Source organism: Streptomyces viridiviolaceus (genome assembly GCF_014650995.1).
GTDB lineage: Bacteria > Actinomycetota > Actinomycetes > Streptomycetales > Streptomycetaceae > Streptomyces > Streptomyces viridiviolaceus.
In genome coordinates, this window is sequence record NZ_BMWA01000001.1 from 267,083 (window position 1) to 285,865 (window position 18,783).

An 18,783-nucleotide genomic window follows, 5' to 3' on the forward strand; every position below is an offset into this window, starting at 1 on the left:
GCACAGGTGGACCTGCACTTCGGCGACAGCAAGCCGACGGACGAGGAACGGGCGGCCGTGGACGCCCTGCTCGGGCCCCCCGAGTCCTCCTGGGAGGGCGCCGCCCGTGACGAGATGCGGGCGGCGGATCTGCGGTGGGCCCGCGGCGGGCGCGAGGCCCGGGACCGCCGGGACCTGCTGCTGCCGGGGCTGCACGCGCTCAACGACCGGGTCGGGTGGATCAGCGAGGGCGCCCTGGACTACCTGTGCCGGCGGCTGACGGTGCCGCCGGCGGAGGCGTACGGGGTCGCGACCTTCTACGCGATGTTCTCCGTCCGTCCCCGGCCGGCGACCGTGCTCCACGTGTGCACCGACCTCGCGTGCACGGCGGCCGGGGCGCCGGAGCTGTGCGCGGGCGTCGAGGCACGACTGGGACCGGAGAGCGGAGTGCGGGTCGAGCGCAGTCCGTGCCTGGGTCTGTGCGAGCGGGCACCGGCGGCACTGGTGATACGAGCGGGGGAGGAGATCTCAGCCCGTCCGGCGCTTGAGGACGAGGCCGTTCAGGCCGATGGGGGGTCCGGGGGCACAGCCCCCGGGGTCGGGAAAGGGAAGGGGCGGCGGGGGCGAGCAACCATGCGGGCCACAGCCGTCTGCGCCCCCGCGACCGTCGACACCACCGTCAGCGCGGCCACCGCACCCGAATCCGCCCCCGCCGAACCCCCACCCGCGACGGCGGTCCCCCAGGCGGGCGACCCCACCCTGACCCTCCTGAAACGCATCGGCACCGTCGACCCCGCCTCCCTCGACGACTACCGCGCCCACGGCGGCTACACGGCCCTGCGCCGGGCCTTCGAGCTGGGCCCCGCCGGGGTGATCCGCGAGGTCACCGACTCGGGCCTGCTCGGCCGCGGCGGCGCCGCGTTCCCGACGGGCCGCAAGTGGCAGGCCACGGCGGCCCAGCCCGACCACCCGCACTACCTCGTGTGCAACGCCGACGAGTCCGAGCCGGGCACCTTCAAGGACCGGGTGCTGATGGAGGGCGACCCGTACGCGCTGGTCGAGGCGATGACGATCGCGGCGTACGCGACCGGCGCGCACCGGGGCTACCTGTACCTGCGCGGCGAGTATCCGCGGGCGACGCACCGCATGCGCCACGCGATCGAGCAGGCCCGCGCCAGGGGTCTGCTCGGCGACGACGTCCTCGGCCAGGGCTACGCCTTCGACATCGAGATCCGGCGGGGCGCGGGCGCGTACATCTGCGGTGAGGAGACGGCCCTGTTCAACTCCATCGAGGGGTACCGGGGCGAGCCGCGCTCCAAGCCGCCGTTCCCCGTGGAGAAGGGCCTGTTCGGCAAGCCCACGGTGGAGAACAACGTCGAGACGCTGGTCAACGTGCTGCCGATCCTGACCATGGGCGCCCCCGCGTACGCGGCGATCGGCACGGGCCGGTCCACCGGGCCGAAGCTGTTCTGCGTGTCGGGCGGCGTCGCCCGCCCCGGCATCTACGAACTGCCGTTCGGAGCGACCCTGGGCGAGCTGCTGGACCTGGCCGGGGTGCGGGACGGGCTGCGCGCGGTCCTGCTCGGCGGGGCGGCGGGCGGCTTCGTGCGCCCCGACGAGACGGACATCCCGCTCACCTTCGAAGGGACGCGGGAGGCGGGCACGACCCTCGGTTCGGGTGTGGTGATGGCCTTCGACGACACCGTCCCGCTCCCCCGGCTGCTGCTGCGCATCGCGGAGTTCTTCCGCGACGAGTCGTGCGGCCAGTGCGTGCCGTGCCGGGTCGGGACCGTGCGGCAGGAGGAGGCGCTGCACCGGATCGTGGAGCGCACGGGTGCCGCCGCGGCCGACGACGTCGCGCTGCTCAGGGAGGTCGGCCGCGCGATGCGGGACGCCTCGATCTGCGGTCTGGGCCAGACCGCGTGGAACGCCGTGGAATCCGCCATCGACCGACTGGGGGCATACGAATGACCGCGATACCGCTCGGAGTGCCGCGCCGGCTGGTGGAGTTCACGCTCGACGGGCAGGAGGCCCGCGTGCCCGAGGGGTCGACGATCCTCGACGCCTGCCGTGCCGCCGGGAAGGAGGTGCCGACGCTGTGCCAGGGCGACACGCTCACCCCGAAGAACGCCTGCCGGGTGTGCGTGGTGGAGGTCGAGGGCTCCCGCACCCTCGTCCCGGCCTGTTCCCGGAAGGCGGAGCCGGGCATGGAGGTCCGCACGGACACCGAGCGCGCCCGGCACAGCCGCAAGGTCGTCCTGGAACTGCTCGCCTCCTCCGTCGACCTCTCCACGACCCCGGAGGCCGCCGGCTGGATCAAGGAGTACGAGGCGAAACCCGACCGCTTCGGCCCGGACGCGGCCCGGGTCGAGGAGGAGCCCCGCGTCGACAACGACCTCTACGTCCGCGACTACGGCAAGTGCATCCTCTGCTACAAGTGCGTGGACGCCTGCGGCGACCAGTGGCAGAACACCTTCGCCATCTCCGTCTCCGGCCGGGGCTTCGACGCCCGGATCGCCGTCGAGCACGACGCCCCGCTGACCGACTCGGCCTGCGTCTACTGCGGCAACTGCATCGAGGTGTGCCCCACCGGCGCCCTGTCGTTCAAGTCGGAGTTCGACATGCGGGCGGCGGGCACCTGGGACGAGTCCCGGCAGACCGGGACGACAACGGTGTGCGCCTACTGCGGCGTGGGCTGCAACCTCACCCTCCACGTGCAGGACAATGAGATCGTGAAGGTCACCTCTCCGCACGACAACCCGGTGACCCACGGCAACCTGTGCATCAAGGGCCGCTTCGGCTACCAGCACGTACAGAACCGGGACTGACCGGTACGAGGGGCACGGACATGGGACGAGTCACGGAACGACGCAAGGTGATCCGCATCCGGGACGGGGCGGTCTCCACCCGCCCGGACACGCTCGTCGCCGAGGAACCGCTGGAGATCCGGCTGAACGGCAGACCGCTCGCGATCACGATGCGCACCCCGGGCGACGACTTCGCGCTGGCCGCCGGGTTCCTGGTGAGCGAGGGCGTGCTCGCCGAGCGGGGCGACCTGCAGAACATCGTCTACTGCGCGGGCGCCACCGCCGACGGCTCCAACACCTACAACGTGGTGGACGTGAAGACCGCCCCGGGTGTGCTGATCCCCGACATCACCCTGGAGCGGAACGTCTACACGACCTCGTCCTGCGGCCTGTGCGGCAAGGCGAGTCTGGACGCGGTCCGGACGACGGCCCGGTGGCCCATCGCGGACACGCCCCCGGTCCGCGTCGAGCCGGAGCTGCTGGCGGGCCTGCCCGACCGGCTGCGGGCGGCCCAGCGGGTCTTCGACCGGACGGGCGGTCTGCACGCGGCGGCCCTGTTCACCGAGGACGGGGAACTGGTGGACGTCCGTGAGGACGTCGGCCGGCACAACGCGGTCGACAAGCTGGTCGGCCGCGCCCTGCAGAACGGCGACCTGCCGCTGTCCCGCTCGATCCTGCTGGTGTCGGGCCGAGCCTCGTTCGAGCTGGCGCAGAAGGCCGTGATGGCCGGCATCCCGGTGCTGGCGGCGGTGTCGGCGCCCTCGTCGCTCGCGGTGGACCTGGCCGCCGAGACCGGCCTGACGCTGGTGGGCTTCCTGCGGGGCGGTTCCATGAACGTGTACGCGGGCGAGAACCGCATCGCCCTGCAGGCCGCGGCCACCCAGGGCTGACGCGGTTCCCCGCGGCACGGCGACGGGGCCCCGACCGGCGGGGAGCGCCCCCTGCGCCGCAGGGGCCCCGTCTCACCACGGCACGCGGGGGGGTTCAGTCCTGCGTGCCGGAGATCCGCCGCACCAGGGTCAGGAACTGCTCGCGCTCGGCCGCCGTGAGCGGGGCGAGCAGCGCGTCGTTGGCCTCGCGGGCCGCCTTCTCGCAGCGCTCCAGGAGCCGGCCGCCCTCCTCGGTGAGGGAGACCGCGTTCTTGCGGCGGTCGTCCGGGTCCGGTGCTCGCACCACGAGGCCGGCGGACTGCAGGTCGTTGAGGATGCCGACCAGGTCCTTCGGATCGAGGCCGATGCCGCGGCCGAGGTCGGCCTGGGCGACGGGGGCGAGGTCGCGGACGGCGGAGAGCACCACGTGGTGCCACATGCGCAGGCCCTCCACGGCCAGCGCCTCGGCGACCAGGGCCCGGCCGCGGGCGGCGGCCCGGCCCAGCAGCCAGCTGGGGAGGGAGCGGATCGCGGGGAGCGGGGCTTCGGCCATGGGGCCCACCCTAGCGAATAGTCGTTGGACCTCCCCACGACCACCCTCCTATCGTTGGTCATCCCAACGAACTCTGGAGGTGCGGCCGATGCGCCGTGTCCGTTACACGTCCCGCGGCGGTCCCCTCTTCCTGGAGGACGCTCCCGTCCCCGTACCGGGCCCCGGCGAACTGCTCGTGCGGTGCGCGGCGGTCGGCGTCACGCTGCCCGTCGTGCGGAAGGTCACCGAGGCCGTCGAACCGGTGCCGCTCGGCGGCGAGGTCGCCGGGGATGTCGTGGCCACCGGCGGCGGGGTGAGCGGCTTCCGGCCCGGCGACCGGGTGACGGGCCTGTGCTTCGGACACGGCTACGCCGACTTCGCGCTGCTGCACCACTCCATGGCCTCGCCGATTCCCGACGGGGCGGCGGCCGTGGACGCGGTCGCGCTGGTCCGCAGCGGCCTGGTCGCCCTTGGCGCACTGACGGCGGCTCGGCCCCTGCCCGGCGAGACGGCCCTCGTCACGGCGGCGGCGAGCGGAGTCGGGCACCTGGCCGTGCAGCTCGCGCGGACGCGCGGCGCGGCCCGGGTCGTGGGCGCCGTCTCCGACCGCGCCAAGGCGGACTTCGTGCGCTCCCTGGGCGTCGACGACGCCGTGGTCTACGACGACGACTGGGGGAATCCGGTCGACTACGTCCTCGACGCGGTCGGCGGCGAGTTGCTCACCCCGGCCGTCGACGCCCTCGCGGCGGGCGGGCGGCTGGTGGCGTACAGCTCGGGCGGCGGGACCGTGCGCGCGTACGACCTGATGGCGGGGGCCCGGACGGTGACGGGCTTTCAGTTGGCGCGGGTCGCCCGCGAGGAGCCGGAGCTGTACGAGAAGTGGCGCCGCGAGCTGTGGGACCGGTTCTCCGAGGGGTCTCTCCGGCCCGTCGTGCACGGGCGGTTCGGACTGTCGGAGGCGGCCGCGGCGCACGAGGTCATCGCCTCGCGCCGCAACCTGGGGAAGGTCGTTCTCGTTCCCTAGGCCTCCCACGCGACACGCGGACGATCTTGTGAGCGTTTCGGGCGGGAAAGACGGTCACGGCGTGATGTCCTGATGCCGGCTCTGGATCAGCCGCCTGAAGGGCAGACCGTTCATGCCGTCACCTCGCCGCATCCGTCCGGGATCCCCCCTGAGCGCTCTCACCGCCCTGCTGGCCCTGGCCACGGCAGCCGCGACAGCCGCCTCCCCGCTCCCCGCGCACGCCCGAAGCACCAGCCGCGCGCCGGAGTTCGAGCAGCAGGTCCTCTTCCGGGCGGACCGTGACCCGGGCTACGCCTGTTTCCGCATCCCGGCGATCGTGCGGACGACGAACGACACCCTGCTGGCCTTCGCCGAGGGACGCGTCCTCAACTGCGGGGACGCTGCCGACATCGACATCGTCCTCAAGCGCTCCACCGACGGCGGACGCACCTGGGGCCCGCTCCAGGTCGTCAACGACGGCGGTGGCGACACCCACGGCAACCCCGCCCCGGTCGTCGACCGCGCCACCGGCCGTGTCCTGCTGGCCGAGACCTACAACGAGGGCCGGACGGACGCCGCGCACTGCGCGGTGCCCTGCGAGCGCATCCCGCACCTGCAGTACAGCGACGACGACGGGCTCACCTGGTCCGCACCGCGCGACCTGAGCGCCGAGGTCCGGCCGTCCGGCTGGAACTCCTGGTACGCCACCGGCCCCGTGCACGGCGTCCAGCTCACCGGCGGGGCGCGGCCCGGACGGCTCGTGCTCGGCGTCAACGCCGAGACCTGGGACGGCGACCGGGTCACCGGCAACCACGCGGCGCTCGTCGTCAGCGACGACGGCGGCGACCACTGGAGGGTCGGGGCCACCGACACCTGGCCGGTCGCCGCCGACGGCACCTTCCGGCAGAAGCCGTCCGAACTGACCCTCACCGAGCGGGCCGACGGCGCCCTCCTGGTCAGCGGCCGGGAAGAGGAGGGCACCGACCTCGGCCACCGCACCCAGGCCGTCAGCCACGACGCCGGCGACAGCTTCGCCGCACCCTTCCGGGCGCTGCCGGACCTGTACGCCCCGCAGGTGCAGGGCGCCACGCTGCGCCTCGGCGACCGGCTGCTGCTGTCCGCCCCGGCCGACCCCGACCGCCGCCGCACGATGACGGTCCGGTCCTCCTACGACGGCGGTGCGACCTGGGACAGCGTGGACCGCGGCACGCTCGTCACCCGGGACTGGTCCGGCTACTCCGACATGACGGCGATCGACGGCACGACCGTGGGCCTGCTGTACGAGGGCGGCACGGTGGACGCCCGCGACGAGATCCGCTTCGCCCGCTTCACCGAGGACTGGCTCCGGCGGCGCCGGGGCCCCGACCCCACGACCCCCGACCTCGCCGCGGGCGCCGCGCCCGCGGCCGTCCTCGGCGGCGCCGCCACGTCCCCGGACGGCGCGCTGGGCGGTGCGCTCCTCCTCGACGGTGCCGACGACGCCGTACGCCTGCCGTACAGCGCGCGGCTCCCCCTGGGCGGCGGGGACTTCACGGCCCTGCTGTGGTTCCGCCACACGGCCGCCCGCGGGGAGCAGCCGCTGCTGTGGATGGGCGGCACCGGCACCGGGCAGCCCCAGGTGTGGCTACGGGCCGAGCCCGGCAACGGACGCGTCCAGGGCCTGATCACCGCACGCGACGGCGCGGCGGCCCCGCGGTCGGCGTACGTGCGCGCCGACGGTGCGTACAACGACGGCCGCTGGCACCGGCTGGCGCTGCGCCGCGGCGGCGGGCGGCTCACGCTGTCCGTGGACGGGACGACGGTGAGCGCGGCGGACGTACCCGGCTCGGTGAGCCGGAACTCGCCGTTCGGCGTGCACATCGGCGAGCGGGTGGACGGCCGGGCCCGCTTCACCGGCGCGATCGACGAGGTGCGGGTCTGGGACCGGGCGCTGACCGACGAGGAGATCGCCGCCGGCGGTCCGGGCCCGGCCGCCCGGAGCAGCGTTCTGTGGCTGCCCATGGACCGGGTGGAGGCGAGCCACTAACGTCCCGGAGCGTGCCCGACGACACCCGAGCGCGGCAGCGGACGGCGACGGGGCTCGGCCTGCTGCTGGCCTTGGTCCTCGCGGCCGTGCTGCTCACGGTCCTGCCGCAGGACGACGACCGCGCGGCGGCCGGCTGCCCGCCCCGGACCGTCGGCACCTGGTCGGCGGACGAGCGGCTCACCGGCGCCTTCGCCCGCTACGGGGACGACCCCGCCCGCACCGACGACTGGACCGGCGGCGACGGCACCCACTCGGTACGGCTGCCCGACGGCCGGGTGCTGTGGCTGTTCTCCGACACCTACCTCGGCCGGGTGCACGGCCCGCCCAACCCGGCCGGCGAGCCCACCGCCTGGCGGGAGGGGACGGCGCCCCTGGTGCGCAACTCGGCCGTGCTGATGCGGGACGGACGTCCCGAGCGCACCCTGCCCGCCCCGCTCTTCCCCGACCCGGCCCCGGACCAGTGGCGCTGGCCGGTCGCCGCCCGTGTCGAGGCCCGCTCCCCCGGCTCCGCCGAGCGGGTCCTGCGGGTGCTGCTGTGGGTGCGCACGGCGGGCGGGCCGCCCTGGATCTACGGGGTGCCGACCGCCACCGAGGTCGCCACGCTGAGCCTGCCCGGCCTGCGCCTCGAGTCGGTCGTCACGGTGTCCGACCAGCGGCCGGTCGCCGATCCGGCCCGGCGGGTACTGTTCGGCACTTCGCTGGTGAGCGAGGGCGGCTGGACGTACGTCTTCGGCGGCGACGACCGCCGCGCCGTCTCCCACCCGGTCTCCCACGCCCATGTCGCACGGGTGCCGGAGGGCAGGCTCGCGGAGCCGGGCGCCTGGCGGTACTGGGACGGGTCCGCGTGGGTGCCCGGGGAGCCGTCGCGGCCGGTGCTGGGGGACGGGCGGCGCACCGGCGTCGGCAGTGCCTTCTCCGTCGTCCGGGCCGGTGGTACGTACCTGCTGTTCACGATGGCCGCGGGCGCCGAGGGACTGACGACGGTGGCGTCCTACTGGGCCTGCTCCCCGACCGGCCCGTGGCACGGACCGGCACGGCAGTTCCGCCCGCCGCTGCCCGAGGGCTCGGTCGCCGCCTACAACCCCCAGGCACACCCGGCGCTGGGCGACGGCGGACGGCTGGTGCTCAGCTACGACGTCAACTGGCTGGACCCGGCCGGGGCCGCCTTGCAGCTCAGCCGGAACGTGACCCTGTACCGACCGCGGTTCGTGACGCTGATGCTCCGGCCGGCTCCGGCGGACTGACGTCCTCGGGGGCGTCGTGGGAGCGGCGCTTGGCGATGACCGCGCACACCATCAGCTGCATCTGGTGGAAGAGCATCAGCGGCAGCACGGCCAGCGAGGCGTGGGCGCCGAACAGGACGCTCGCCATGGGCAGTCCGGCGGCGAGGGACTTCTTCGAGCCCGCGAACTGGATCGCGATCCGGTCCGCCCGCCCGAAGCGCAGCGCCTTGGCGCCGTACCAGGTCAGCACGAGCATCACGGCGAGCAGCACGGCCTCCACGGCCAGCAGCCCGGCCAGCCGGACGGGGCTCACCTGGTGCCAGATGCCCTGGACCATGCCCTCGCTGAACGCGGTGTAGACGACGAGGAGGATCGAGCCGCGGTCGACGAGCCCGAGGACCTTCTTGTGCCGGGCGACGAAGCCTCCGACCCACCGGCGCAGCACCTGCCCGGCGACGAACGGCACCAGCAGCTGCAGCACGATCTTCAGCAGCGAGTCGGCGGAGAATCCCCCGCCGCTGCCACCGAGCAGGGCGGCGGCCAGCAGCGGCGTGACGACGATGCCCACCAGCGAGGAGAAGGAGCCCGCGCAGATCGCGGCGGGCACGTTGCCGCGGGCGATGGAGGTGAAGGCGATCGACGACTGGATGGTCGACGGCACCAGGGTGAGGAAGAGCAGGCCCTGGTAGAGGGGGTCGGTCAGGAAGACCGGCACGAGCCCCCGGGCCGCGAGGCCCAGCAGCGGGAAGACGACGAAGGTGCAGGCCAGCACGGTGACGTGGAGGCGCCAGTGCCTCAGCCCGTCCATCGCCTCGCGGGTGGAGAGCCGGGCGCCGTAGAGGAAGAAGAGGAACGCGATCGCGGCCGTGGAGGCACCGGAGACGACGTCCGCGCCGGTGCCCCGCGCCGGCAGCAGCGCCGCGAGGCCCACCGTCCCGAGCAGCAGCAGGATGTACGGGTCGACCGGCATCCAGCGCGGCCATCGCAGGCGTTTCACGGTGCTCCACTTGCTCGTTCACTGGTTCGTTGCGCGGGGTCACGGGTCCCCGCTCCATGGTGCTCCCTGACCCGGCGATCGGGAATCCGGTATACCGCTCTCACTGTCATCACGTTCCGCGATAGCCTGGAAGCCGTGTACGACCCTTCCCACCTGCGCACCTTCCTGTCCGTGGCCCAGACGCTGAGCTTCACGCAGGCCGCCCGCCGGCTCGGGCTGCGCCAGTCGACGGTGAGCCAGCACGTCCGGCGCCTGGAGGACGCCACCGGACGGCAGCTGTTCACCCGGGACACTCACTCGGTGGAGCTGACCGAGGACGGTGAGGCGATGCTGGGCTTCGCGCGCCGGATCCTGGAGGTGCACGAGCAGGCCACGGCCTTCTTCACCGGCACCCGGCTGCGCGGAAGGCTGCGCTTCGGGGCGTCCGAGGACTTCGTGCTGACCCGGTTGCCGGAGATCCTGGAGGGCTTCCGGCACGACCATCCCGAGGTCGACCTGGAGCTGACGGTGGAGCTGTCGGGCACGCTGCACGAGCAGCTGGCCGCCGGGGAGCTCGACCTGGTGCTGGCCAAGCGCCGGCCCGAGGACCCGCGGGGCCGGCCGGTCTGGCGCGACCGGCTGGTGTGGATCGGCGCGGAGCGGTTGCGCCTGGATCCGGACCGTCCGGTACCGCTGATCGTCTATCCGCCGCCGGGCATCACCCGGGCGCTCGCACTGGAGGCGCTGCAGCGCCAGGGCCGCGAGTGGCGCATCGCGTGCACCAGCGGCAGCCTCAACGGCCTGATCGCCGCCGCCCGCGCGGGCCTCGGCGTCATGGCCCACTCACGGGGACTCGTCCCGCCCGGCCTGGTGCGGGTGCCGGAGCGGGCCGGCCTGCCGGAGCTGGGCGGCGTCGACTTCGTCCTGGTGCACGGCCGCCGCCGCCCCTCGGCCCAGGGCGCGGCGGACGCGCTCGCGGCGGCGATCCTGGCGGGCGGTGACCGGTTGCACCGGCCTCGGCGCAGCGGACTCGCGTGACGGCGCCGGTGTGACGGAATCGGCGGCCCCAGCGCTGAAGGAGGAGACGGCGGCCTCGACGGACCCGTACCGGCGGTAGGTGGGCCGTACAGATTCGGTGGAGATTACGGCACCGAAACTTACTCAACCGTCAGGAATCTGTCCGACCCTTCCCCATGTAAGCGCATTTTCCGGCGTTGACCAGCGCGGACATGAGCCCTGTTCGATTTCGCCACCCCTCCCGCCCCCGCACGGGGTGGGGTAGCTTTCACCGCGCTGTGCGGGGGTCACGAGGAGCGGGGAGCGGGGTTTGCGCGAGTTCACCAGTCCTCCGTTGGCGTTGGCACCACCGGTGGGCGGCCTGGCCGACGTCGTCTTCCGGCATGCCGAGGAGGACCCGCAGCACGTGGCGCTGGGCCGCAAGGACGAGGCCGGGCGGTGGCGGGACGTGACGGCGGGCGCGTTCCGCGACGAGGTCCTCGCCCTCGCCAAGGGCCTGCTCGCCCAGGGCGTACGCTTCGGCGACCGGGTCGCCATCATGTCCCGGACCCGCTACGAGTGGACCCTCTTCGACTTCGCCCTGTGGACCGTCGGCGCCCAGGTGGTGCCCGTCTACCCCACGTCCTCCGCCGACCAGTGCTTCTGGATGCTGTACGACGCCGAGGTCACGGCCGCGATCGTGGAGCACGAGGACCACGCGATGACGATCGCCACCGTCATCGACCGGCTGCCGCACCTGCGCCGGCTGTGGCAGCTGGACGCCGGCGCGGTCCAGGAGCTGTACGACGCGGGCGCCCACCTCGACGACGAGGTGGTGCACCGGCACCGGCAGGCGGTCACACCGGACTCGGTCGCCACCGTCATCTACACCTCGGGCACCACGGGCCGCCCCAAGGGCTGTGTCATCTCGCACGGCAACTTCATGTACGAGGCGGACACCGTCATCGAGCGCTGGGAGCCGGTGTTCCACTCCAAGAAGGGCGACGAGGCGGCGACCCTGCTGTTCCTGCCGCTCGCCCATGTCTTCGGGCGCATGGTGGAGGTCGCGGCGATCCGCGGCCGGGTGCGCTTCGGCCACCAGCCGCAGCTCAACGCCGCCGCGCTGCTGCCCGACCTGGCCGCCTTCAAGCCGACGTTCATCCTGGCCGTGCCGTACATCTTCGAGAAGGTGTTCAACGCGGCCCGGCGCAAGGCCGAGAAGGAGGGGAAGGCCGGCCCCTTCGAGAAGGCCGTCGACGTGGCGGTGAAGTACGCGGAGGCGGTGGAGGCGAAGGCCTGGGGCATCGGCCCCGGCCCGTCGGCGGGCCTGCGCATGCAGCACCAGCTCTTCGACAAACTCGTCTACGGCAAGGTGCGGGCCGCGATGGGCGGACGCATCCGCAACGCCATGTCGGGCGGCTCGGCGATGGACCGGCGGCTGGGCCTGTTCTTCGCCGGCGCGGGCGTGCAGATCTACGAGGGCTACGGCCTGACCGAGTCCACGGCGGCGGCCACCGCCAACCCGCCGGAGCGCACCCGGTACGGCACCGTCGGCCGCCCCGTCCCGGGCGTCACCGTGCACATCGCGGACGACGGCGAGATCTGGCTGCACGGTGACAACGTCTTCCAGGGCTACCTGAACAACCCCAAGGCGACCGACGAGGCCCTGCACGAGGGCTGGCTGGCCACCGGCGACCTGGGTTCGCTGGACGAGGACGGCTACCTCACCATCACCGGCCGCAAGAAGGAGATCCTGGTGACCTCCGGCGGCAAGAGCGTCTCGCCCGGTGCGCTGGAGGAGCGCGTGCGCGACCATCCGCTGGTCAACCAGTGCATCGTCGTGGGCAACGACCGGCCGTACGTCGCCGCCCTCGTCACCCTCGACCAGGAGGCCGTCGAGCACTGGCTGACGATGCGCAACAAGCCCCGGCTGTCGCCGGCCGAGCTGGTGCACGACGCCGACCTGGAGACGGAGGTGCGGCGGGCGGTCGTCGCGGCCAACACCCTGGTCTCGCAGGCCGAGTCCATCCGCACGTTCCGCATCCTGGCCCAGCCGTTCACCGAGGAGCACGGGCTGCTGACGCCGTCGCTGAAGCTGAAGCGCAAGGCCATCGAGAGGGCCTACGGCGCCGAGGTCGAGGCGCTGTACCGGGCGTGATTTCTCCGGTCAGGAATGCATCCCGCCCCGTGATCGTTGACCATGGGAGCAACACCTGACCACAACCGAAGGATCAAGAGCTCGTGAGCAGCAAGGTCCCCCCGATCATCCTGAACAACGGCGTCGAGATGCCCCAGCTGGGCTTCGGCGTCTGGCAGGTGCCGGACGACGAGGCCGAGACGGCCGTCGCGACGGCGCTGGAGGCCGGGTACCGCAGCATCGACACAGCGGCGATCTACGGCAACGAAGAGGGCACCGGCAAGGCCATCGCCGCCTCCGGCGTCCCGCGCGAGGACCTCTTCGTCACCACGAAGCTGTGGAACAGCGACCAGGGGTACGACTCCACGCTGCGCGCCTTCGACACCTCGCTCGCCAAGCTCGGCCTGGAGTACGTGGACCTGTACCTGATCCACTGGCCGCTGCCGTCGAAGGGCGCCTACGTCGACACGTACAAGGCGTTCGAGAAGCTGTACTCCGAAGGCCGGGCCCGGGCCATCGGCGTGTCGAACTTCCTGCCGGAACACCTGGAGCGCCTGATCGGCGAGACGTCGGTCGTCCCGGCCGTCAACCAGATCGAACTGCACCCGCACCTGCAGCAGCGCGCCGCCCGTGAGTACCACGCCGAGCAGGGCATCGCCACCGAGGCGTGGTCGCCGCTCGGCCAGGGCAAGGGCCTGCTGGAGGTCCCGGCGATCGTGGCCATCGCCCAGAAGCACGGCCGCACCCCGGCCCAGGTCGTACTGCGCTGGCACCTGCAGCTCGGCAACGTCGTGATCCCGAAGTCCGTGACACCGTCCCGGATCGAGGAGAACATCGACGTCTTCGGCTTCACCCTGGACACCGAGGACCTCGCGGCGATCAGCGCGCTGAACGAGGACCGGCGCCTGGGCCCGGACCCGGCGACGTTCGACATGGGCTGAGCACGTCCGCACGCACGATGAGCCCGCACACCCGGAAGGGCCCGGTCCGTCCGGGCCCTTCCGCGTGTCTCGGCGGCGTGCCCCGTCAGGCCGGCCGGACCGCGGTGTGGACCGTGTGCGCCAGCAGCACGAACACGTCCGGGCGGCGGTGGACGCTCGCCTCGTCACCGGGGTCGAGGAGCCGGTCGAGGGTGGCGCGGTCGACGGGGTCGAGGGAGTCGGCGGCCTTCTCGCGCAGGCGGGACAGGGTGGCGACGACGTAGTCGCGGGCCTCGGCCGGGAGCGGGGCGGGCAGGTCCAGCAGGAAACTGCGGGTGCCGGTGTGCTTCAGGCCCGCCGCGGTCAGCAGCGCCGGCCAGTCCTCCGTCTCGGCGACGGAACCGGGCAGGCTCTCGCGCATCCCGGTGAAGAAGTCCTCCTCGACCGCGTGCAGCCTGGCCTGCAGCCCCGGCCGCCCGATCCCGATGTCCCGGGGCAGGAAGCGGGCGAGCAGTCCGCCCTCCAGGATCGCCAGCGTGCCGCCGGGCGCGAGATGTCCCGCGAACGCGGCGAGGGCCGAGCGCTGGTCGCCGAGATGGTGCAGGCTCTTGCTGGCCCACAGCAGGTCGGCGGGGTGGTCCAACTCGTCCAGCACACCCGGCAGGTCACCGGCGAGGGTGCCGAAGCGGTCGGCGACGCCCAGCCGGGCGGCCCGCGCGCGGGCCCGCTCCAGCAGCGGCGCCGCGCCGTCGACGGCGACGACCCGGGCGCCGGGGAAGGCGTCGGCGAACAGACACGAGACGACACCGGGTCCGCTGCCCGCGTCGACGACCAGCTCCGGCTCGGGCACCTGAGCCCCCAGCCATTCGATCGCCTGCGTGTACAACGGCGTGAACAGTTCCGCCTGCGCCTCCAGCAGCGGAGCCATCCCGGCCCAGTCGCTGTCGGTGTGGTCGTGGTGGTGTGCGTGGTCCCGCTCGTGGTGGTCGTGGTGGTGATCGTGCGCCATGGTGGCCGGCCTCCCGTTCCCGTCGCCGCCAGGGTGCGCCCCCGCACGCGGACGCGACAACTTCTGTTGCCGCTTTCGCAAAACGGCCGTCGCGTCCCGCGGGTGGTGCCGCGCCCGCCTTCACGCACCACCGGTTCCGGGCCCGGGCGGACATCGCCCTCGCCGTGGGCTCGTACGTGGAGCTTGTGGCGTTCCGGAGGGCGCGTGCCGGCACGCGCCCTCTCTCCTCCGTGACCAGTGCGCCCGTTTCACGCCCTTGTGGCCGCGCTGTACTCATTCGACCGTTGTGTGAGTGGGAGTGGTGGCGACGACAGGGGGCGCTGCGTGACGCGTACGTGGGAGGGCCTGGCGGGACGGCTGTTGCTCGCAACGGCGGTGTTCCTGCACCGGACGGCGACGAGCGAGGCCGCGACGAGAAGACTGCTGCAGTGGCGCAACGCCGCCCTGCGCTCCGCGCACCGGCGGGGTGTACCGGTGGAGGTGCTGGCCTCCCGGACACGGCTCACGCAGGGATGGGTCCGGCAGGTGGTGACCCGAGGCGGGCCCCCGGTGGTGGACGAGGCCGCGTAGGGCGACGGGGCGACCGTCACGGACGCCGCCTTCACCGCGGGCCGGCGTGCCGGGGACCGGCGTGGTCCGGCCGGCGTCGGGCAGCGCCGGTGCGGCGGGTGAGGGCCGGAACGGAGGACGCGGCGCCTGCGGTGCCCGCGCGGGCGCTTGACGGGGGCCGCCTGCGAGGAAGGGGGGAACCCCGTCGCAGGAGGCGTGGGAGTGGCCGCCTTCGGGCGCTACGGCTTTCTGAAGGCCCGCAGCGTGAAGACCGGGTCGGGTCGGGGCCGGTCCTGGTCGGGCAGGGCCGCGAGCCGGGTGGCGAACACCTCGGCGAGCGGTTCGCCGGGCGGCAGCGTGACGAACCAGCCGCGCCTGAGGTCGGCGATCGTGCGGCTGGGGCTGCGCCCCTGCCCGTGGCCGGTGAAGCGGGCCCGGCCGTCCGGGACCAGCCCGTGCGCGAGGGCGTGGGCCTCGACGAGTTCCGCGGCGTCCCGGGCCCTGCTGGGCGGACGGGAGGCGAGCACGGCGTCGATGTCGCTGCCCACGTTGTGCGAGGCGCCCTTGTCCACCGTGGTGACGTACACCCCGCCGGGGCGCAGCACGCGGGCGCACTCACCGACGATGGTCCGCACGGCTTCGGCTCCGCTCGCGAGGTGCAGCAGCCACACGCTGCTGACGGCGTCGAACTCCCCGTCCCGGAACGGCAGCCGGCGACTGTCGGCCAGCACGACCGCGCCGGGCAGCCGGACGGCGGCCTGGCGGGCCATGGCGGGGGCGAGGTCCACGCCGGTCACGCGCAGGGACTCCCGTCCGGCCGCGAGCCGCCGGGTGACGATGCCGGTGCCGCAGGCGACGTCCAGCAGGCTGCGCGCCCGCGGGGGCACGAGGCTCAGCACGGCCTCGGCGGCGGCCGCGGCGCGGGGCTCGCCGCCGCGGGAGGCGTCGTACCGTTCCGCTTCCTTGTCGTAGTCCAGCACGCCTGTCAGTGTGCCCCGTGGCCCGCCGCCAGGTCCTCCACCCTGCGGGCGAGCTCGACGTCCTTCTCGGTGACGGCACCGCCCGCGCTGTGGGTGTTGACGGCCAGGTTGACCGTGTTGTACCCGAGGGTCAGGTCGGAGTGGTGGTCGAGCTCCTCCTGCACCTGCGCGATGTGGACGACCATGGCCGTCGCCGCGAAGTGCGAGCCGAGCCGGTAGGAGCGGGTGAGGCGGCCCGCGTCGAGGGACCAGCCGGGAAGCTCGGCCAGCCGCTCCTCGATCTCCTTCTGCGACAGCGGTTCGACGGGCATGGGCTGCGCTCCTTCCCTGGGGCCGGGCGAATGGTGCCGGGTTCCCTCTCAGCCTGCCACAGCGCGGCCGCCGGGGCGCTGGTCACACCGGGTGCGGCGGTGCCGCCGGGCCTCCGCGTCGACTACGGTTCGGAGCATGACCGCTCTTCTGTCCGGTACCGCATCCACTGCCCAGGGCGTGGGCCCGTTGCTGCGGGCCTGGCGGGAGCGGCGTCGGGTCAGCCAGCTGGAGCTGGCGCTGCGCGCCGACTCCTCCGCCCGGCACATCAGCTTCATCGAGACCGGCCGCTCCCGGCCGAGCGAGGAGATGGTGCTGCGGCTGGCCGAGCACCTGGACGTGCCCGTGCGGGAGCGCAACGCCCTGCTGCTGGCGGCCGGTTACGCCCCTCACTACCCGGAGACCCCGCTGGACGACCCGGCGCTGGACGCCCTGCGCGAGGGCATGGAGCGGCTGATCCGGGGATACGAGCCGTACCCGGCGCTGGTGGTCGACGCGACGTACCACGTGCTGGCCGCCAACCGGGGCATCATGATGCTGATGGACGGCGTGCCGGAGCATCTCCTTCAGCCCCCGCTGAACGCGATGCGGCTGACGCTGCACCCGGAGGGTCTGGCACCGCGCATCCGCAACCTCCGCGAGTGGCGCGGGCACCTGCTGGCGCAGATGGAACGGCAGATCGCCCTGCACCGTTCGGAGCCGCTGCGGGCGCTGTACGAGGAGGTGGCGGCGTACCCGGTGCCGGACACGGCGGGCGGCGCGGAACCCGACGAGCCGGTGCCGTACTTCGCGTTGCCGATGCAGGTGGAGCACGAGGGCCGGACGCTGTCGTTCATCTCCTCCATCTCCACCTTCAACACGCCGATGGACGTGACCGTCGCCGAGCTGGCCATCGAGACACTGCTCCCGGCCGACCCGGCGACGGTCAAGTACCTTCACACGCTCATGCCCTGACGGCTCCTCAGCGCCGCGTACTGCATCAGGGCGAAGCCGGCGACGGTCAGTGCCTGGAGCACCGTCCACACGGCTCCGGCCGTGGTGGGCGTCAGCCACACCGCGAGGGCGACGAAACTCAGCGCCGCCCAGGCGAGGTTGACCTCCACGACGGCCCGGACGGCGAGGGCCGGCGGATGGCGGCGCGCGGCCAGCAGGCCCACGGCGGCGGCGTACCCGGCGAGGAACGCGCCGAGGGCGAGCAGCAGCCCGGAGTCCTCGCCGAGGAAGTGGCCGAGCGGTCCGGACAGGGCGAGGTAGGCGACCGCGTTGCCGCCGGTCACGACCGCGTCGAGCGCCAGGAAGCGGCGCAGCATGACCTGCGGTTCCGAGGTGCGGGCAAGCGCGGCGAGCTGGTTGGTGGACATGGCGAGTCACCCTCCGTCGGGGTCGGGCAGAGCTGCAGGGACCCGGGTGCCGGACCGGAGTGCGCCGGCCCGGTACCCGGTGCCTCCACGATCCCGTCCGTCGCGCGCCCGGTCGATTACCCGTCAGGTAATGCCCCGGTGCCACGGAGTCCCTGTGAGAGTGACAGGGGGACATGACACACTGCTGGCATCTTCGGCGCGTTGGGGAGGCGTGGCGTGAGTGAGCGGCGTGCCGCACCCACCGTGGGCCAGGTGGTGCTCGGGAAGCGGCTGCAGGAACTGCGTGAGACGGCGGGCCTCAGGCGCGAGGAGGCCGCCAAGGTGCTCCGGGTGGCCCCGGCGACCGTGCGGCGGATGGAGACGGCCGAGGTCGCGCTGAAAATACCGTACGTACAGATCCTGCTGACGGCGTACGGCGTGCCCGAGCACGAAGTGACCGCCTTCGTGGCGCTGGCCGAGGAGGCCAACCAGCCGGGCTGGTGGCAGCGGTACCACGACGTGCTGCCGGACTGGTTCAGCCTGTACGTGAGCCTGGAGGGCGCCGCCCGGATGATCCGGTCCTACGAGCCGCACTTCGTGCCGGGTCTGCTGCAGACCGAGGACTACGCGCGGGCGGTGCTGGAGGCCGGGACGATCGGCAGCGCGGGTCCGGACGCGGTCGAACGGCACGTGTCCCTGCGCATGGAGCGGCAGCGGCTGCTGGAGCGCGGGGCCGCACCCCACCTGTGGGTGGTGATGGACGAGACGGTGCTGCGGCGGCCGGTGAGCATCGACGGCCGGGTCATGCGCGAACAGCTGGAGAAACTGCTGGAGTTCGCTGACCGCGACCGGGTGACGCTGCAGGTCGCCGAGTTCGCGGACGGGCCGCACCCGGGCACGTACGCGCCGTTCACGCTGTTCCGCTTCGCCGAGCCGGAACTACCCGACATGGTCTTCACCGAATATCTGACCGGTGCCCTGTACCTGGACTCGCGAGCCGAGGTCTCCGCGCACCTGGAGGTCCTGGACCACATGACGACGCGGGCCGCGTCGACGCAGCGCACCGAGAAGATCCTGCGGGAGTACCGCGAGAACTTCTGAGAGCACCGCCGCACATCGCGGCCGAGT

At 73.3% G+C, this 18,783-nt stretch carries 18 protein-coding genes; 12 read left to right on the plus strand and 6 right to left on the minus strand.

The window, feature by feature from the left end; all coding sequences use genetic code 11:
* Positions 1 to 6: 6 nt before the first annotated feature.
* The 3 genes from IE260_RS01000 to fdhD are packed head-to-tail and all read left to right on the plus strand — an operon-like array spanning position 7 to position 3,676.
* Entirely contained in the window at positions 7 to 1,950 is a 1,944-nt protein-coding gene (locus tag IE260_RS01000; RefSeq protein WP_189868474.1) for an NAD(P)H-dependent oxidoreductase subunit E, read from the plus strand.
* On the plus strand, positions 1,947 to 2,807 hold the full coding sequence (locus IE260_RS01005) for a 2Fe-2S iron-sulfur cluster-binding protein (protein WP_189868475.1): 861 nt from the start codon (positions 1,947 to 1,949) through the stop codon (positions 2,805 to 2,807). Before IE260_RS01000 ends, IE260_RS01005 begins: the two co-directional genes overlap by 4 nt.
* A 20-nt stretch (positions 2,808 to 2,827) precedes the next feature.
* Positions 2,828 to 3,676, plus strand: coding sequence for a formate dehydrogenase accessory sulfurtransferase FdhD (fdhD, locus tag IE260_RS01010; RefSeq protein ID WP_189868476.1), 849 nt, complete (start codon positions 2,828 to 2,830; stop codon positions 3,674 to 3,676).
* Between the two features lie 94 nt (positions 3,677 to 3,770).
* Here fdhD and IE260_RS01015 read toward each other — a convergent pair whose 3' ends face one another.
* Positions 3,771 to 4,208 (minus strand): MarR family winged helix-turn-helix transcriptional regulator, encoded by a 438-nt coding sequence (locus IE260_RS01015; protein WP_189868477.1) that lies wholly within the window; start codon positions 4,206 to 4,208, stop codon positions 3,771 to 3,773.
* A gap of 88 nt (positions 4,209 to 4,296) precedes the next feature.
* Here IE260_RS01015 and IE260_RS01020 point away from each other — a divergent pair, with 88 nt between their 5' ends.
* The 3 genes from IE260_RS01020 (at position 4,297) to IE260_RS01030 (ending at position 8,460) form a co-directional block, all read left to right on the plus strand.
* Positions 4,297 to 5,211 (plus strand): quinone oxidoreductase family protein, encoded by a 915-nt coding sequence (locus IE260_RS01020; protein WP_189868478.1) that lies wholly within the window; start codon positions 4,297 to 4,299, stop codon positions 5,209 to 5,211.
* 112 nt (positions 5,212 to 5,323) lie between these two features.
* Positions 5,324 to 7,216: a sialidase family protein gene (locus IE260_RS01025; protein WP_189868479.1), complete on the plus strand. Its 1,893-nt coding sequence runs from the start codon at positions 5,324 to 5,326 to the stop codon at positions 7,214 to 7,216.
* Between the two features lie 11 nt (positions 7,217 to 7,227).
* A complete protein-coding gene (locus IE260_RS01030; protein WP_189868480.1) occupies positions 7,228 to 8,460 on the plus strand; it encodes a DUF5005 domain-containing protein in 1,233 nt (410 codons plus the stop codon).
* On the opposite strand, the gene IE260_RS01035 is transcribed toward IE260_RS01030, so the two are convergent.
* On the minus strand, positions 8,390 to 9,409 hold the full coding sequence (locus IE260_RS01035) for a bile acid:sodium symporter family protein (protein WP_189868693.1): 1,020 nt from the start codon (positions 9,407 to 9,409) through the stop codon (positions 8,390 to 8,392). The genes IE260_RS01030 and IE260_RS01035 overlap by 71 nt on opposite strands.
* Before the next feature lie 162 nt (positions 9,410 to 9,571).
* Here IE260_RS01035 and IE260_RS01040 point away from each other — a divergent pair, with 162 nt between their 5' ends.
* From IE260_RS01040 to IE260_RS01050, 3 genes are all read left to right on the plus strand, one after another.
* Entirely contained in the window at positions 9,572 to 10,453 is an 882-nt protein-coding gene (locus IE260_RS01040) for a LysR substrate-binding domain-containing protein (protein ID WP_189868481.1), read from the plus strand.
* A gap of 289 nt (positions 10,454 to 10,742) precedes the next feature.
* On the plus strand, positions 10,743 to 12,569 hold the full coding sequence (locus IE260_RS01045) for an AMP-dependent synthetase/ligase (protein ID WP_189868482.1): 1,827 nt from the start codon (positions 10,743 to 10,745) through the stop codon (positions 12,567 to 12,569).
* A gap of 83 nt (positions 12,570 to 12,652) precedes the next feature.
* On the plus strand, positions 12,653 to 13,489 hold the full coding sequence (locus IE260_RS01050; RefSeq protein WP_308434628.1) for an aldo/keto reductase: 837 nt from the start codon (positions 12,653 to 12,655) through the stop codon (positions 13,487 to 13,489).
* 85 nt (positions 13,490 to 13,574) lie between these two features.
* On the opposite strand, the gene IE260_RS01055 is transcribed toward IE260_RS01050, so the two are convergent.
* A complete protein-coding gene (locus IE260_RS01055; protein ID WP_189868483.1) occupies positions 13,575 to 14,477 on the minus strand; it encodes a class I SAM-dependent methyltransferase in 903 nt (300 codons plus the stop codon).
* A 324-nt stretch (positions 14,478 to 14,801) separates the two neighbouring features.
* On the opposite strand from IE260_RS01055, the gene IE260_RS01060 reads away from it, so the two are divergent.
* On the plus strand, positions 14,802 to 15,047 hold the full coding sequence (locus IE260_RS01060; RefSeq protein WP_189868484.1) for a hypothetical protein: 246 nt from the start codon (positions 14,802 to 14,804) through the stop codon (positions 15,045 to 15,047).
* Between the two features lie 218 nt (positions 15,048 to 15,265).
* Here the strand turns inward: IE260_RS01060 and IE260_RS01065 are convergent, their stop codons facing one another.
* Both IE260_RS01065 and IE260_RS01070 read right to left on the minus strand, forming a co-directional pair.
* Positions 15,266 to 16,006, minus strand: coding sequence for a class I SAM-dependent methyltransferase (locus IE260_RS01065; protein ID WP_189868485.1), 741 nt, complete (start codon positions 16,004 to 16,006; stop codon positions 15,266 to 15,268).
* A 5-nt stretch (positions 16,007 to 16,011) separates the two neighbouring features.
* Entirely contained in the window at positions 16,012 to 16,317 is a 306-nt protein-coding gene (locus IE260_RS01070; protein WP_189868486.1) for a 4a-hydroxytetrahydrobiopterin dehydratase, read from the minus strand.
* A 136-nt stretch (positions 16,318 to 16,453) separates the two neighbouring features.
* Here IE260_RS01070 and IE260_RS01075 point away from each other — a divergent pair, with 136 nt between their 5' ends.
* Positions 16,454 to 17,269 (plus strand): helix-turn-helix domain-containing protein, encoded by an 816-nt coding sequence (locus IE260_RS01075; protein WP_189868487.1) that lies wholly within the window; start codon positions 16,454 to 16,456, stop codon positions 17,267 to 17,269.
* Here IE260_RS01075 and IE260_RS01080 read toward each other — a convergent pair.
* On the minus strand, positions 17,251 to 17,676 hold the full coding sequence (locus IE260_RS01080; protein ID WP_189868488.1) for a hypothetical protein: 426 nt from the start codon (positions 17,674 to 17,676) through the stop codon (positions 17,251 to 17,253). The genes IE260_RS01075 and IE260_RS01080 overlap by 19 nt on opposite strands.
* A gap of 216 nt (positions 17,677 to 17,892) precedes the next feature.
* Here IE260_RS01080 and IE260_RS01085 point away from each other — a divergent pair, with 216 nt between their 5' ends.
* Positions 17,893 to 18,756 carry a Sco1979 family transcriptional regulator gene (locus tag IE260_RS01085; RefSeq protein ID WP_189868489.1) on the plus strand — a complete coding sequence of 288 codons (864 nt, stop codon included), beginning with the start codon at positions 17,893 to 17,895 and terminating at the stop codon, positions 18,754 to 18,756.
* Positions 18,757 to 18,783: the final 27 nt, after the last annotated feature.

Excerpts from the sequence above, each read along its gene's own strand:
- IE260_RS01035 (WP_189868693.1), bottom strand. The coding sequence starts at position 9,409 with ATGCCGGTCGACCCGTACATCCTGCTGCTGCTCGGGACGGTGGGCCTC.
- IE260_RS01020 (WP_189868478.1), top strand. The coding sequence starts at position 4,297 with ATGCGCCGTGTCCGTTACACGTCCCGCGGCGGTCCCCTCTTCCTGGAG.
- IE260_RS01080 (WP_189868488.1), bottom strand. The coding sequence starts at position 17,676 with ATGTCCACCAACCAGCTCGCCGCGCTTGCCCGCACCTCGGAACCGCAG.
- IE260_RS01075 (WP_189868487.1), top strand. The coding sequence starts at position 16,454 with ATGACCGCTCTTCTGTCCGGTACCGCATCCACTGCCCAGGGCGTGGGC.
- fdhD (WP_189868476.1), top strand. The coding sequence starts at position 2,828 with ATGGGACGAGTCACGGAACGACGCAAGGTGATCCGCATCCGGGACGGG.
- IE260_RS01055 (WP_189868483.1), bottom strand. The coding sequence starts at position 14,477 with ATGGCGCACGATCACCACCACGACCACCACGAGCGGGACCACGCACAC.
- IE260_RS01005 (WP_189868475.1), top strand. The coding sequence starts at position 1,947 with ATGACCGCGATACCGCTCGGAGTGCCGCGCCGGCTGGTGGAGTTCACG.
- IE260_RS01070 (WP_189868486.1), bottom strand. The coding sequence starts at position 16,317 with ATGCCCGTCGAACCGCTGTCGCAGAAGGAGATCGAGGAGCGGCTGGCC.
- IE260_RS01015 (WP_189868477.1), bottom strand. The coding sequence starts at position 4,208 with ATGGCCGAAGCCCCGCTCCCCGCGATCCGCTCCCTCCCCAGCTGGCTG.
- IE260_RS01025 (WP_189868479.1), top strand. The coding sequence starts at position 5,324 with ATGCCGTCACCTCGCCGCATCCGTCCGGGATCCCCCCTGAGCGCTCTC.